This window comes from Nocardiopsis protaetiae (assembly GCF_045446735.1).
Lineage (GTDB): Bacteria > Actinomycetota > Actinomycetes > Streptosporangiales > Streptosporangiaceae > Nocardiopsis > Nocardiopsis protaetiae.
This window is the reverse complement of sequence record NZ_JBJJBV010000247.1, coordinates 1-13,371: the sequence shown is the minus strand read 5'-3', so window position 1 is coordinate 13,371 and position 13,371 is coordinate 1. Positions and strand designations below refer to the sequence as shown.

Annotated in this window: 14 protein-coding genes and 1 tRNA gene; 7 read left to right on the top strand and 8 right to left on the bottom strand. The window is 71.8% G+C overall.

Going from position 1 to position 13,371, the window contains the following annotated elements:
* A partial coding sequence (locus ACJOT3_RS27660) for an HAD family hydrolase (protein ID WP_406976049.1) occupies positions 1-536 on the bottom strand: 536 nt, incomplete at its 3' end.
* Positions 537-722: 186 nt separating this feature from the next.
* Here ACJOT3_RS27660 and ACJOT3_RS27655 point away from each other — a divergent pair.
* Entirely contained in the window at positions 723-1,727 is a 1,005-nt protein-coding gene (locus ACJOT3_RS27655) for a LacI family DNA-binding transcriptional regulator (RefSeq protein WP_406976048.1), read from the top strand.
* A complete protein-coding gene (locus tag ACJOT3_RS27650) occupies positions 1,724-1,903 on the top strand; it encodes a hypothetical protein (RefSeq protein ID WP_406976047.1) in 180 nt (59 codons plus the stop codon). The genes ACJOT3_RS27655 and ACJOT3_RS27650 overlap by 4 nt, the downstream gene beginning before the upstream one ends.
* 73 nt (positions 1,904-1,976) lie before the next feature.
* On the opposite strand, the gene ACJOT3_RS27645 is transcribed toward ACJOT3_RS27650, so the two are convergent.
* From ACJOT3_RS27645 to ACJOT3_RS27635, 3 genes are read right to left on the bottom strand one after another with little or no spacing between them, the layout of a single operon-like run.
* Positions 1,977-2,783: an ABC transporter permease gene (locus tag ACJOT3_RS27645; RefSeq protein WP_406976046.1), complete on the bottom strand. Its 807-nt coding sequence runs from the start codon at positions 2,781-2,783 to the stop codon at positions 1,977-1,979.
* Positions 2,783-3,772, bottom strand: a complete 990-nt coding sequence (locus ACJOT3_RS27640; protein ID WP_406976045.1) for an ATP-binding cassette domain-containing protein — start codon at positions 3,770-3,772, stop codon at positions 2,783-2,785. Before ACJOT3_RS27640 ends, ACJOT3_RS27645 begins: the two co-directional genes overlap by 1 nt.
* Positions 3,769-4,644 (bottom strand): alpha/beta hydrolase, encoded by an 876-nt coding sequence (locus ACJOT3_RS27635; RefSeq protein ID WP_406976044.1) that lies wholly within the window; start codon positions 4,642-4,644, stop codon positions 3,769-3,771. The genes ACJOT3_RS27640 and ACJOT3_RS27635 overlap by 4 nt, the downstream gene beginning before the upstream one ends.
* A gap of 367 nt (positions 4,645-5,011) precedes the next feature.
* Between ACJOT3_RS27635 and ACJOT3_RS27630 the strand changes: the two genes are divergently transcribed.
* The 3 genes from ACJOT3_RS27630 (at position 5,012) to ACJOT3_RS27620 (ending at position 7,837) form a co-directional block, all read left to right on the top strand.
* On the top strand, positions 5,012-5,680 hold the full coding sequence (locus ACJOT3_RS27630) for a hypothetical protein (protein ID WP_406976043.1): 669 nt from the start codon (positions 5,012-5,014) through the stop codon (positions 5,678-5,680).
* A gap of 102 nt (positions 5,681-5,782) precedes the next feature.
* Positions 5,783-7,321: an endonuclease/exonuclease/phosphatase family protein gene (locus ACJOT3_RS27625; protein WP_406976042.1), complete on the top strand. Its 1,539-nt coding sequence runs from the start codon at positions 5,783-5,785 to the stop codon at positions 7,319-7,321.
* A gap of 27 nt (positions 7,322-7,348) precedes the next feature.
* A complete protein-coding gene (locus ACJOT3_RS27620) occupies positions 7,349-7,837 on the top strand; it encodes an SRPBCC family protein (protein WP_406976041.1) in 489 nt (162 codons plus the stop codon).
* Between the two features lie 36 nt (positions 7,838-7,873).
* Here the strand turns inward: ACJOT3_RS27620 and ACJOT3_RS27615 are convergent, their stop codons facing one another.
* Both ACJOT3_RS27615 and ACJOT3_RS27610 read right to left on the bottom strand, forming a co-directional pair.
* Complete coding sequence (locus ACJOT3_RS27615; protein WP_406976040.1) at positions 7,874-9,379, bottom strand: pectate lyase family protein; 1,506 nt, start codon at positions 9,377-9,379, stop codon at positions 7,874-7,876.
* A 482-nt stretch (positions 9,380-9,861) separates the two neighbouring features.
* Positions 9,862-9,934 (bottom strand) — tRNA-Ala (locus ACJOT3_RS27610).
* Between the two features lie 163 nt (positions 9,935-10,097).
* Here ACJOT3_RS27610 and ACJOT3_RS27605 point away from each other — a divergent pair.
* Entirely contained in the window at positions 10,098-10,391 is a 294-nt protein-coding gene (locus ACJOT3_RS27605; RefSeq protein ID WP_406976051.1) for a GroES family chaperonin, read from the top strand.
* A 48-nt stretch (positions 10,392-10,439) separates the two neighbouring features.
* On the opposite strand, the gene ACJOT3_RS27600 is transcribed toward ACJOT3_RS27605, so the two are convergent.
* Complete coding sequence (locus ACJOT3_RS27600) at positions 10,440-11,036, bottom strand: TetR/AcrR family transcriptional regulator (RefSeq protein WP_406976039.1); 597 nt, start codon at positions 11,034-11,036, stop codon at positions 10,440-10,442.
* Positions 11,037-11,186: 150 nt separating this feature from the next.
* Here ACJOT3_RS27600 and ACJOT3_RS27595 point away from each other — a divergent pair, with 150 nt between their 5' ends.
* Positions 11,187-12,947 carry an ABC transporter ATP-binding protein gene (locus tag ACJOT3_RS27595; RefSeq protein ID WP_406976050.1) on the top strand — a complete coding sequence of 587 codons (1,761 nt, stop codon included), beginning with the start codon at positions 11,187-11,189 and terminating at the stop codon, positions 12,945-12,947.
* A 128-nt stretch (positions 12,948-13,075) separates the two neighbouring features.
* Here ACJOT3_RS27595 and ACJOT3_RS27590 read toward each other — a convergent pair.
* On the bottom strand, positions 13,076-13,371 hold a 296-nt coding region (locus ACJOT3_RS27590), incomplete at its 5' end, for an integrase core domain-containing protein (RefSeq protein WP_406976038.1).

The following is a 13,371-nucleotide window of genomic DNA, read 5'->3' as shown; positions in this document are numbered from 1 at the left end:
CGGATGCCGACCTCGTCGGAGTACACCTGCACGCCCACCTGGTCCTCCAGCCCGGCCTCGCGCAGCAGCGACCGGTGGGCGCGGCCGGAGTGGGCGTTGGAGACGATGCCCACGCGCACGCCCAGGGTGCGGGCGGCGTGCAGCAGGTCGCGGACGCCGGGGCGCAGCCGGTGTTCGGAGAGCAGGGTGGACATGTCGGCCAGCAGCGGGCCGGCGCTGCCGGCGAGGGTCTCCCGGACCGGGTCGGGCAGGTCGGAGGCGAGGAAGTCGGTCCAGATCTCTCGGTGGGTCAGCTCGCGCGGGGTGCGGCGGCGCCCGGCGGCGTTCTTCCAGTCCTTGAGCGCGGCCAGGCCCGCATCCAGGGAGAGGCGCAGCTCCGCGGCGGGGACGTCGTGCCCGGCGCGCAGCAGGGTCTCGCGCAGGTGCAGGGCGACGGCGTCGCGGCCCTCGGGGAGCTTGCGGGTCTGGAAGACGACCCCGCCGAAGTCCAGCAGCAGGGCGTCGGGGCGTCGGCGCAGGGCGGGGATCGGGTCCAAGGCGTCTCCTGGCGGTCGGGGCCCGCCGCGGCGGCCCGGGAAAGTGTGTTCACCGGTGACGGTAGGCAGGAGCCGGAGCCGGGGGAAGGACATCCGGTGGCCGGTCGGGAAACGCGTCTGGAACGTTCCAGTCGGTTCCGGTCGGAGGGCGGGCGAAGCGCTCGGATCCGGGACACAATGGCCACTGTGACAGGAACCCGACCCGGACGCCGCCCCACCATCGTCGACGTGGCCGCGGCCGCCGGGGTGTCCAAATCCCTGGTGTCGCTGGCGCTGCGCGGCGATCCGGGGGTGAGCGAGGAGACCGGAGCGCGCATCCTGGCCGCCGCCGACCGGTTGGGCTACCGCTCCAACCGGCTGGCCCGCGGGCTGGTGCAGGGGCGGACGATGATCCTGGGCGTGCTGCTCACCGACCTGGCCAACCCGTACCACACGGAGGTCGTGGCGGGGGTGGAGGAGGCCGCGGAGGCCCGCGGGTTCACGGTGCTGCTGGCGCACGGCCGCCGCGACCGGGCGCGGCTGGAGCACCAGCTGGACTCCCTGCTCCAGCTGAACGTGGACGGGGTCGTGGTGGTGAGCTCCTGGGTGGGGGCGGAGGCGCTGGCCGACGCGGCGCGCCGGGTGCCGGTGGTGATGGTGGGGCGGCCGCCGGAGTTCGCCCCGGGGGTGGACACGGTCGCCAACGACGACGAGGCGGGGGCGCGGGCCGCGGTCCGGCACCTGCTGGAGCTGGGCCACACGCGGATCGGGCACCTGTCCGGCAGCGGCAGCCCTTCGTCGCGTTCGCGCGAGGCCGGGTACCGGGAGACCATGCGGGAGGCGGGGCTGGCCGAACAGGTGCTGGTGCACCCGGTGGGCGCCGACCGGGAGCGGGCGGCGGCGGAGCTGCTGGCGCGCGGGCCCGAGGCGGTGTTCGCGGTCAACGACCTGGCGGCGCTGGCGGTGCTGGACCACGCCCCGCCGCGGGTGTCGGTGGTGGGCTACGACAACACGTCGCTGGCGGAGGTGACCCGGCCCCGGCTGACGAGCGTGGACCAGCCGCGCGCGATCATGGGGAGGCTGGCCACCGAACTGCTCTGGGAGCGCATGGGCGGCCGCACCGGGGACCGGCACGAGGTGCTGGCGCCGGCACTGGTGGTGCGCGATTCCACCGCACCGCCCGGGGAACGGCGGGGAGGCGGTACGCCATGACGGATCCGGTCGACGTCCTGCGGCGCTGGGAGGAGCACGGCGGCGTGTGGCGGGTGGTGGCGCGCACGGACGCCGAGGTGACGGTGTCGCTGTGCCGGTGCGACGGCGGTGAGGAGATGGAGCGGCTGGTCTCGGGCGACCCCGCCCTGCGGGCCTTCGTGGACGCGCACCCGTGAGGACCGCGGCCGCCCCCGCGGGCCCCGGTCCCCACCGCTGCGCGCGCCGCCCCTCCGCGACGCGCGGCCCCCGCTACCGGGAGGCCGCCCGGTAGCGGTGCACCGCCAGCGGGACGAACACCGCCAGCAGCACCAGCGGCCACACCAGCGCCATGAGCAGGGCGTTCTGCGCCACCCAGGAGTCGGACACCACCCCGGGCGAGCCGAACAGGTCGCGGGCGGCGATCACCGTCGCCGACAGCGGGTTCCACTCCGCCAGCGGAGCCAGCCAGCCGGGCATGCTCGACGTGGGCACGAACGTGTCGGCGACCATGGCCAGCGGGAACACCAGCGAGAAGAGCTTCATGGCCGCCTCGGGGCTGCGCACCACCAGCCCCAGGTAGATGCCGATCCAGGTGAAGGCCAGCCGCAGCCACAGCAGCAGCCCCAGGGCGGCCAGCGCCGAGAGCCACCCCTCGTTCCAGCGCCACCCGATGAGCAGGCCCATCCCGGCCAGCACGGCCAGGTCCACCACCCCGGCGACGACGTCGGAGACGCTGCGCCCGGCCAGCAGCGCCGACGGCGCCATCGGCAGGGTGCGGAACCGGTCGATGACGCCGCGCCCGGCGTCGGTGACCACGGCGATGGTGGTGTTGCCGATGCCGAACGCCATGGTGAGCGCGAACAGGCCCGGCATCAGGAAGTCGCGGTAGTCGTCCACCCCGGCGGCGGCGCCCATGGTCTCGCCGAACACGAACCCGAACAGCAGCACCGCCAGGACCGGGATGAGCAGGGTGCCGATCAGCTCGTCGGGCTTGTGCACCAGGTGCGACAGGTAGCGGCGGGCCACCACCCCGGTGTCGGACAGCGCCCAGCCCAGGCGCCTGGCCGTCGCGGTCATCACGAACCCTCCTTCGCGGCGCCGTCGCCTCGTCCGGTGCGGTGGCCGGTCAGGCTGAGGAACACCTCGTCCAGGCTGGGCCTGCGCAGTGCGATGTCCTCCACGTCCAGCCCGGCCTCGTCCAGGGCCCGCACCACCTTGGCCAGTTCACTGCCGCGCCCGCCCACGGGGGCGCGCACGGTCTGGGTGTCGGGGTCGACGTCCAGCGGGACGCCGCACACCCGGCCCAGCACCTCCGCGGCCTTGTCGAGCTCGGACGGGTCGGTGACCACCACCTCCACGCGGCTGCCGCCGACCCGCCGCTTGAGCTCGTCGGGCGCGCCCTCGGCGATCACCCGTCCGGCCTCCATCACGGACACGGTGTCGGCGAGCCGGTCGGCCTCCTCCAGGTACTGGGTGGTGAGCAGCACGGTGGTGCCGCGGTCGACGAGGTCGCGCACCGCCCGCCAGACCTCGGCGCGGCTGCGCGGGTCCAGGCCGGTGGTGGGCTCGTCGAGGAACAGCACCCGGGGGTCCAGGATGAGGCTGGCGGCCAGGTCCAGGCGGCGGCGCATGCCGCCGGAGTAGTGGCGGACCGGGCGCTCGGCGGCGTCGGTGAGGCCGAACCGCTCCAGCAGCTCGGCGGCCCGCGCCTTGGCCTGCCGGGTCCGCAGGTGGTGCAGGCGGGCGAACATCTCCAGGTTGCGGCGGCCGCTGAGCACCTCGTCCAGGGCGGCGTACTGGCCGGTGAGGCCGATGCACTCGCGCACCCGGCGGCTCTGGGACGCCACGTCGTGCCCGGCCACCCGGACCCGGCCCTCGTCGAACCGGACCAGGGTGGACATCGCCCGTACGGCGGTGGTCTTGCCCGCCCCGTTGGGCCCGAGCAGGGCGTGCACCGTTCCGGGCCGCACGACCAGGTCGAACCCGTCCAGGGAGGGCCGGCTCCTGGACGGGTAGGTCTTGCGGACCCCCTCGGCGAGGATCACCGGTCCGGTGGTGTCGGTCACGGGGCGATCCTCTCCTCGGGGACGGCGGCCGCCCGCGGCGCGGGCGGGAGCACGGACCGGACGGGGACGGCCGGCCGGGGCAGCGGGATGCGGGCCACCGGGTCGACCAGGGTGACCTCCTCGTAGCGGCCCAGGGCGATCCGGGCCATGTTGCGCACCGACTCGCTGCCCTCGGTGTAGTAGGCGCAGTGGCCGGGGATGTCGCCGGTCTCGATGCGCAGTCCGCCGAAGCCGGGGCGCAGCGGGGTGGGCCCGTGGCCGAGGTCGCCGGCGCGGCCGCGCGGGAAGTAGCGGATCCAGTCCTCGCGGCCCTGGGCGACCCACAGGTTCCCGGCGTAGCGCAGGTCGGCGGTGGAGGAGCCGCCCATGCCGGGGCTGCCCAGGGCGATGCAGTCGTCGACGCGTCCCTCGGCCAGCGCCAGGCCGCACACGACGGTTCCGTAGCTGTGTCCGACCAGGGTGATGTGGGCGCTGCCGGGCAGGTAGTGGGTGAGCCGGACCAGGTCGGGGGCGGCCTGGCGGGCGGGGCCGCGCATGGCGCCCTCGAAGAATCCCCGGGGGGTGTCGTAACCCATCCACACAACGACGGCGAAGTTCTCTCCCCGGGCGATCTCCCCCATGGTCCGCAGCAGGGTCGCACCGTTCACCCGGGGGCGGGTGGGACGGCTCGGATCGAAGTAATTCCCCAGGTAATTGTCGTTCCCGGGGACGAGGACGATGATGTGATCGGCGGTCGCCGGATCACCCAGGGCCTCGACGATGCGCCCGTCGCCGGACTCGTCGTAGGCCAGCAGTCGAAGGCCGTTCCACTCCTGCTCCTCGTAGTGCAGAGGCGCCAGGGGCGGCGCGGTCCGGGGGCCCGCCGTGATCATGATCCTCCGTCGGATCGAGGGATTGTCCAACCCTTTCGACGTTAGATGCGCGGACCCCGGCATTCGATGGTGCCGACTCCCGATTCACCGTCCACCCACGCCCACCACGGGGGTGGTGTCAGCACTACCGACGAAAGTGGTGGAGGCATCGTGAACTGCGGTTTCTCCATTCTCCGCGGGAGAATTGCGCGTCCTCTCCATTCCCGTGTCCGATTCCGGCCGCCGACCGTTCACCGCCCGCACACCGGTCGAACGCCCGGGGAAATTCCGGGGAATCGTCCGGTACCGGTCCGGGCCTTGTCGCGAACGCGCGCGGGGAGGATTCTAGAGGGAAGCATGTGATCCACGTCACCATCGGGGAGTGATCATGGGGACCGCGACGCTACAGCACGAAACCGATCGAACGCTGCGGGGCCGGATGACCCTGCTCGCCGTCGTCCTCATCGCCGTCTCCCTCACCGTGGCCGCGAACCTGCTGATGCGGCCGCTGTCGCCCCTGGACTTCGAAGAGTTCACGAGCTTCCAGCAGATGCGGGACGCGGTCTGGCTGTTCGGCCTGATCGGCTCGCTGGGGTCGGTCCTCGCCTACACGGCCTTCGCCCTGGCCGTCTGCGTACTCGCGCCCGGCAAGGGTTCCCTGTTCGCGACCGTGGGCACCGTGATCACGGGGCTGGGGGCGCTCTGCTTCGGCATGGGGTTCTTCGCGGTGACCAATGTGGGCTGGTACGCCACCGGGCCGCGGACCGGCGTGTCGGGGGAGGCGGTCTTCGCCTACTTCATGGAGTCCCCCGAACGCGTGCTGGCCGTGCAGATCAGCGGGTTCCTGGCCGCCGCCGTCGGGGTGGTGCTGCTGTGCATCGCCCTGCTGCGGGCGCGTTCGGTGCCCGCGGCCGTCGCGGGCGCCCCGGCGGTGCTCCTGATCGTGTCGTTCCTGGTGGACCCGCAGTTCATCAACGACATCATCACGGCACTGTTCATGGTGTCCCTGGCCGTGGTCGGCGGGTTCCTGCTGCGCACCGCCCGCAGCCGCGCCTGACGGCGTTCACCGGGATTTCCGCACCGGTCCCCCACCGGTTGGGAGTGAAGGGGCCCGGTCCGGGCACACTGACCGGGCCCCTCCCCCGACGAAAGGTCCCGGATGCTCTCGCGGTCCCTGGCCGTACTGCTCGCGGTCGCCCTCCTACTCGTCCCGTCCCCCGCGTCGGCGGCCCCGGAGGGCACCTTGGCGGTGCGGTCCACCTCCCCCCTGACGCTGGCCTACTCCACCCCCGACCCGCACCCGACCAACTGGGTCGGGCTCTACCGCGCCTCGGGCGGCGGGCCGGTGGACGAGGAGTACGTGTCCCCCTCCCTGGTCTGGGCGTACGCGCCGCTGTCCGAGGGCGAGGTGGAGCTGCCCGCCCAAGGCCTGGAACCCGGCCGCTACCTGGTGTTCTTCCTGGCCCGCGACGGCTACGCGCACCTGGCCGAGCCCGTGGAGGTGCGGCTGGGCGCCGACGGCCCGGTCGCGTTCCCCACCGACGGGGCCGTCCTGCGCAACGCCCGCCAGGGCGACCCCTACGAGGCGGCGCTCGGCGGGCTGGTGTCCGGGGGCGGCGGCACGGTGTCCTTCGCCAAGGTCGGCGGCGACGCCTGGATCGACGTCTCCCCGGACGGAACGCTGTCGGGAACGCCTCGCTCCGCCGCCGACCGGATCATGCCCGAGGGCGTGTCGCGCCGCGACCCGTCCCGGGCCGAGGTGACGGTGGAGGCGACCGGGGCGGACGGCTCCGCGGCTCGGTTCACCGCGACGGTCCCGGTGGTCCGCCGGGGTGGGCCGCTGGTGGACGAGGTGAGCGTGCTCAGCCTCAACACCTGGCACGGCGGGACCCAGGTGGACGGGTACCACGAGAAGCAGCTGCGGTTCCTGCTGGAGAGCGGCGCGGACGTGGTCGGCCTCCAGGAGACCCAGGGCGTGCACGCGGCCCGGCTGGCCGAGGCACTCGGCTGGTACCACTGGCAGGGTTCGGGCAGCCTCGGGGTGATCAGCCGGTACCCGATCGCCGAGGAGTACGGCACCGCCGGCGCGGCCGCGGGGGTGCGCGTCGCCCTGGACGGGAGCGACACCCAGCTCAACCTGTGGACCGCACACCTGGGGTACACGCCCTACGGCCCCTACGACGCGTGCTTCGACGGCATGTCCGTGGAGCGCATCCTGGAACGCGAGGCCCAATCGGGGCGCACCGGCCAGATCACCCAGGCGCTCGCGGCGATGCAGGACCAGCTCGCTGCCGCGGACGAGACACCGGTACTCCTCGTGGGCGACTTCAACGCGCCCTCGCACCTGGACTGGACCGAGGCGAACCGGGAGCGCAACTGCGGCTACGCGGACGTCCCCTGGCCGACCTCGGTGCTGCCCGCCGAGGCGGGGCTGACGGACTCCTTCCGGGTGGCGAACCCGGACCCGGTGACGGCACCGGGGACCACCTGGTCGCCGCTGTACCCGTTCCACGACGGGGAGACCGGGCGGGTGGAGCCGCAGGACCGGATCGACTTCGTGCTGCACGCGGGCGCGGACCTGACGGTGCTGGACTCCCGGGCCCTCGTCGTCGGTGACCCGGCGCCGGTGCCGCGCCACCGCGGCAACGAGTGGACCACCGACCACGCGGCGGTCCTGACCGTCTACTCCCTGGGCTGACCCGCACGAATCGGCTAGGGTCGCCTTATGGGACCACGACCGACCGGGCGGCTGGTGGCGACCGACACGGGCCGCGACCTGGTGCTGACCCGCTCTTTCCAGGCACCGATCGAGGACGTGTGGGCGAGCATCACCGATCCGGAGCGGACCGCGCTGTGGTTCGCCTCGTGGACCGGCGACCCCGCTCCGGGCCGGACGGTCCGCTACCGCCTCACCCTGGAGGAGGGCGCCCCGGAGGGTGACCTGCGCATCGACGCCTGCGAGCCGCCCCACCGCCTGGCGGTGAGCAGCGAGGACGAGTACGGCTCCTGGCACCTGGAAGCGCTCCTGTCGGCCGACGGCGCGACGACGATCCTGACGTTCGTCCAGCACCTGGAACCGGACACCGACCTGGGGTCGATCGGCCCGGGCTGGGAGTACTACCTCGATGCCCTGGCGGCCTCCCGCGAAGGGAACCCCCCACCCGCCTTCGACGCCTACTTCCCGTCCCAGCAGGCCTACTACGCGAACCTCTGAAGCGGGGCCGCGGCGTGCGCCGCGGCCCCCTTTCCGTCAGCCCGCGTAGGTCTCGAACTCGGCGACGCGCGGCGTGCCGGTCGAGCCGGTGATCTCGAAGTTGATCTTCTTCAGCGTCGTCGGGGAGAAGGTGATGACACCCGCCCCGCTACCGGTGGCCAGGACGGCGCCGGTGTCGTTGTTGACGACCCGCCACGTTCCGATGGCGCCCACCGCCCCGGAGGCCTCGCGGATGTTGATCCTGGAGACCCTGGTGGCGGTGTCCCACTTGACCGAGACACGGCCGGTCGAGCCGCTGGGCGACCAGTAGGTGCCCGGGTCGCCGTCGATGACGCTCCCGTAGCTGGTCCCGCCGCCCTTGCTGGAGCCGTCGGCCCCGGCCCCGATGCTGAGGTTGGTCCCGGCAGGAGGATCGGTCGGCCCCGGGTCGGTCGGGGGGTCGGTCGGACCGCCCACATTGCAGCTCCCGTCCGAGAACCGGTTGCCCTTGTTCGCGCCGGCGATCTGCCGCAGCATCGCGGGCACGCAGTCGGCGCCGTCGAGCCTGTACTGGTACGGGATGCTCACCGACGTGGTGGACTGCGGGTTCGGACCGGCGGGGTAGTTCTGGCTCCCCTGGCCGGACCAGGTCACGTTGTCGAAAACGTTGCCCGCGACCTGCCAGGTGCCCCGCTCGTTGGTGTAGAAGGTGCCCAGGACGTCCTTGGAGTCCTCGAAGTAGTTGTTCTCCACCTTCGCGCGGGCGCCGGCCCGGGAGTTGATCCCGGACTGGGCGATGTCCACATAGTGGTTGTTGTAGATGTGCGCGATACCGCCCCGCAGCAGGGGCGCCCGCGAGTCGAGGTTCTCGTACAGGTTGTGGTGGAACGTCACGTAGCCGTTCGAGAGGTCGCTCTCGCTGGACCCGATCAGCCCGCCCCGGCCGGAGTTGCGCAGGATGCTGTAGGAGAGGGTGATGTACTGGGTGTTGTTCTTCATGTCGAAGAGGCCGTCGTAGCCCTCCGACTCCCCGCCCGACGCCTCCAGGGTGACGTGGTCGACCCAGACGTTGCGGACGTTGCTCTCCATCCCGATGGCGTCGCCGCCGTTGGAGGTGGGCGAGCCGGACTTCTTGACGTTCCGAACGGTCACGTTCTGGATGATGATGTTGCTGGAGTCCCGGATGTGGATGCCCAGCTGGTCGAACACGGCCCCGCTGCCGACACCGACGATCGTGACGTTGCTGATCCTCTTGAGCTCGATGACGTCGGCCGCCGTGTCGCAACCGCTGCCCGACACCTTCGAGGTGTTGCCGTGGTTGATCGTCCCCGACACCTCGATGATGATCGGGGTCGAGGTGCTGGGCCGGGCGCACAGCGCCTGGTGGATCTGGGTCCCGGTCGTGGCCCGCACCGTCTGCCCGCCGGCACCGCCGGTGGTCCCGCCGTTCTGGGTCGCGTAACCCGTGGGGGCCCCGGTCTGCGCCGCCGCCTGTGACATCGGCAGCGTCAATCCCGCCGCGACCAGGGCCGCGGCGGCCAATGTCGTGAGAAGTCGTCTCATCGTGTCCCTTTTTCCTCGGGGGGTGAACACTGCTGTGTGTCATCGAGATTAAAGAAAGCGCTTTCCAAGTCAAGGGGTGTTACTGCAAACGTTTGCAGTCCCTCAACCCAAGCCCATCCCCCACAAGCCCCTCGACCTGCGACTTCCCCACCACACCCACCCGAATTTTGGAATCGGGTCCCCCAACCAATGCAACCGTTTGCGGAGGGCGGTGTGGTGCCCGTGAGGCAATGGGGTGGGCACAACCCCGCGAAGCGGGGTTCACAGCCCGTAGGGCTGATGGCGGGCGAAGCCCGCGGGAACCTTTGTGGCGGGCGTAAGCCCGCATCTCGACGTAAGAGCCCCCACCGCCGACGGTTCCGCTCCACGCGGCCTCAGCCACAGGGGGTCACCTCGGGGGGTTCGGGGGGTCTCCCCCCGGTAAACACGACGGGCGACCCGGCGAGCGCGTCCAACGCGCGAGCAGGGTCGCCCAGAGTCCGTGGAGCTATGGGGATTCGAACCCCAGACCTCCTCCATGCCATGGAGGCGCGCTACCAACTGCGCCATAGCCCCTGGTGCGCCGCTCGGTTACCCCGGTCGGCGATGGAATTACTGTACCGAAGGTTAAGAGGTGGTTGAGCCAGGGGGTCTCTCCCGTGGCCTGTGGTGGGGGCGTCGGGCCCGGTCGCGGGCCGAATACCCTGGGGGTGTGCCCGAATCAAAGCTTGAAATCCAGATGCTCCATGACCGCCTGTTGGTGAGGACGGTCCCTGACAAGAGCGAGCGGCGCAGCAGTGCGGGTCTGGTCATTCCGGACACGGTGAAGCTGGCGACGCGGCTGGCGTGGGGTGAGGTGGTGGGTGCCGGTACGGGTGCCCGCCATGTCAAGACGGGGGACCGGGTCCTGTTCGATCCGGAGGAGCAGGGCGAGGTGGAGTTGAACGGCGAGCGGTACATCATCCTGCGTGAGCGGGATGTGCACGCGATCGCCAAGGAGGCGCCGGAGCGGGGCACCGGCCTGTACCTGTAGGTTCTGTCACCTCCGGGGCCGGTGGGCGCCCGGAGGTTCTTTTCCGTGTCAGTCGTCCCGCCCGGGTCGCCGCTCGACCGCTTTGACGAGCGAGTGCAGGCACAGGGTGAGTGCTTCGTAGGCGGGGACTTTGGCGGTGGTGACGTAGGTCCAGCCTGCGTAGAGCCCGGCCCACATGATCTGTTCGGCCCACAGGGGTGTGATCTTGGGGTCGATGGTGCCGTCTTCGTGCCCGCGGGCGATGAGCGCCTGGAGGGCGAGGTCGGCGGGGCTGCATTCGTCCTCGCCCCGGGCGTCCTCGGTGAAGTCGTCGGAGCCGAAGGCCAGCATGATGACCTTGCGCAGGGTGAAGTACTCGGCGATGAGCCGGGTGAACGCCTCGATGGCGGTGCCTTCGGTGGTGCGTGCGCGTTCGCAGGCCTCGTTGGCGAGTTCGTCGGCGTAGTCGCCGAGGGCGTCGGTGAGGTCGGCCCGTTCGGCGAAGTAGCGCTGCAGGGTGCTGCGGGCGACCCCGGCGGTTCTGGCGACCTGGGACAGCGGGGCGGCGGGGTTGTCTCCGAGGACCTGCACGGCCGCGTCCAGGATCGCGCGGCGGGTGCGGGCACGGGTCCTCGTCTCTTCCTCTGAGGTTGCGCTCTTCACCATGCGCTCATCCTAGGCTTGCGGGTATTTGGTTGACAATAATCGGTCACATGTGACCTAATTTCAAGCATGGCTGATCGCATTGAGACAAACGATGACCCGCCCGTGGTGGAATCCCCACCCGCGGCGGAACCGCGCTTCGCCCAGCTGAGAGTGCTGTGGTCGTTCGTGCGCCCGCACCGCCGCAAGCTGCTGCTGGGCCTGGTCCTGGCCCTGTTCGGCTCCGCGCTGGAGCTGGCCAACCCCATGGTGGTCAAGCTCGTCCTGGACACCCTGTCCGAGGGCGGCGGGCTGATGCTGCCCATCGTCCTGCTGCTGGGCCTGTTCGCGGTCGGCGCGGTGCTGGGCGTGTACCACTGGATCCTGATGGGCACCGTCGCCGAGACGGTGGTGCTGGACGCGCGCACCTCGCTGGTGCGCCGCTACTTCCGGGCGGCGCTGATCCCGCTGTCCCGGCGCTCCTCCGGCGAGCTGGTCACCCGGGCCACCTCCGACACCGTGCTGCTGCGCGAGGCCGCCTCCACCAGCGTCATCAGCCTCATCAACGGCGGCGTGCTGCTGGTCGGCACGCTGGTGATGATGGCGATCCTGGACCTGGTGCTGGTCTCCGTCACGGCGGTGGCGGTGCTCATCGTGACGGTCCTGTTCCTCACCCTGATGCCCGCCCTGGCCAAGGCGCAGGAGAAGGCGCAGAACTCGCTGGGCCTGATGGGCGGCGTGCTGGACGGGGCGCTGCGGGCGATCCGCACCGTCAAGGTGAGCCGCGCCGAGGAGCGGCTGGGCGACACGATCCTCGCCCACGCCCGGGAGTCCGCCGAGCACGGTGTGCGGGCGGTCCGCCGGGAGGCGGTGGCCTGGACGATCGCGTTCAGCGGCATCCAGCTGGCGATCATCGCGATCCTGGGTGTGGGCGCCCTGCGGGTGGCCTCGGGGGACATCGGGGTGTCCACCCTGATCGCGTTCCTGCTGTACGCGTTCACCCTGCTCAACCCGGTCATGGAGCTGTCCCAGAGCGTGAGCACCCTCCAGTCGGGCATCGCCGCGGCCAAGCGGATCCGCGAGGTGGAGGCGATCCCGCTGGAGCCGGTCGCCGAGGCGCCCGCGGCTCCGGTCGGGACCTCCGCCAACGGGCACTCCCCCAACGGGAGCGGCGCCCTGCTGGAGCTGCGCGGGGTGACCGCCCGCTACGCCCCGGGCGCCGTGCCCGCGCTCAAGGAGGTGGACCTGGTGATCCCCCGACGGGGGCACACCGCGATCGTGGGCCCGTCGGGGGCGGGCAAGACCACGGTGCTGTCGCTGCTGCTGCGCTTCCTGGAGCCGGAGGGCGGCGAGCTGCGGGTGGGCGGCACCCCCTACCGGGAGCTGACCCCCGAGCAGGTGCGCGCGCACTTCGCCTACGTGGAGCAGGACACCCCGGTGGTGCCGGGCACCCTGCGGGAGAACCTGCTGTTCAGCCGCCCGGACGCGACCGAGGCGGAGGTCCGCCGGGTGGTGGAGGACGTGCGCCTGGACGACAAGGTCGACGCCCTGGAAGAGGGGCTGGACACCCCGCTGGACGCCACGGCGTTCTCGGGCGGCCAGCGCCAGCGGGTGGCCCTGGCGCGGGCGCTGCTGCGCTCGCCGGACGTGCTGCTGCTGGACGAGGCGACCTCGCAGGTGGACGCCATCACTGAGGCGGCGATCACCGAGAGCGTGCGGCGGCACGCCGACCGGGCGGCCGTGGTGACGGTGGCGCACCGGTTGTCCACGGTGATCCACGCCGACCGGATCATCCTGATGGAGGACGGCGGGGTGCGCGCCCAGGGGACGCACACCGAACTGCTGGAACGCGATGGGCTGTACCGGGACCTGGTCGCGGCGCTGCACATCGCCGAGGTCGAGGCCGAGCTGCCGGAGCCGTCCGCGGCCGGCTGAGCCGCGGGTGCGTTCGGCCGCGCCGCCCCGGCCCGGGAGGACCCCGGGCCGGGGCGGTTCCGCGTCCGGGTCCCGGTCGGGACGCCCGGCGTTCCGAGCGTCCCGGGCATGCCGGGCATCCCGAGCGCCTAGGTGTATTGACCTGAGAGGTTAGGTACGCGGGAAGCGGGAGGGCCGCTGATCGCGGTGTGGAACCGGTGGTGATTGTAGTGGTGCAACCACCCCGTGAACGCCTCCCGCTTCTCGCTCTCGCTGGTGTAGGGGCGGGCGTGGGACCATTCCTCGACCAGGATGCGGTTGAACCGCTCGACCTTGCCGTTGGTCTGGGGACGGTAGGGGCGGGTGCGCTTGTGCTTGATGCCCTGGCCGGCCAGCAGGTCCCGCCAGGCGTGGGACTTGTAGCAGGACCCGTTGTCGGTCAGCA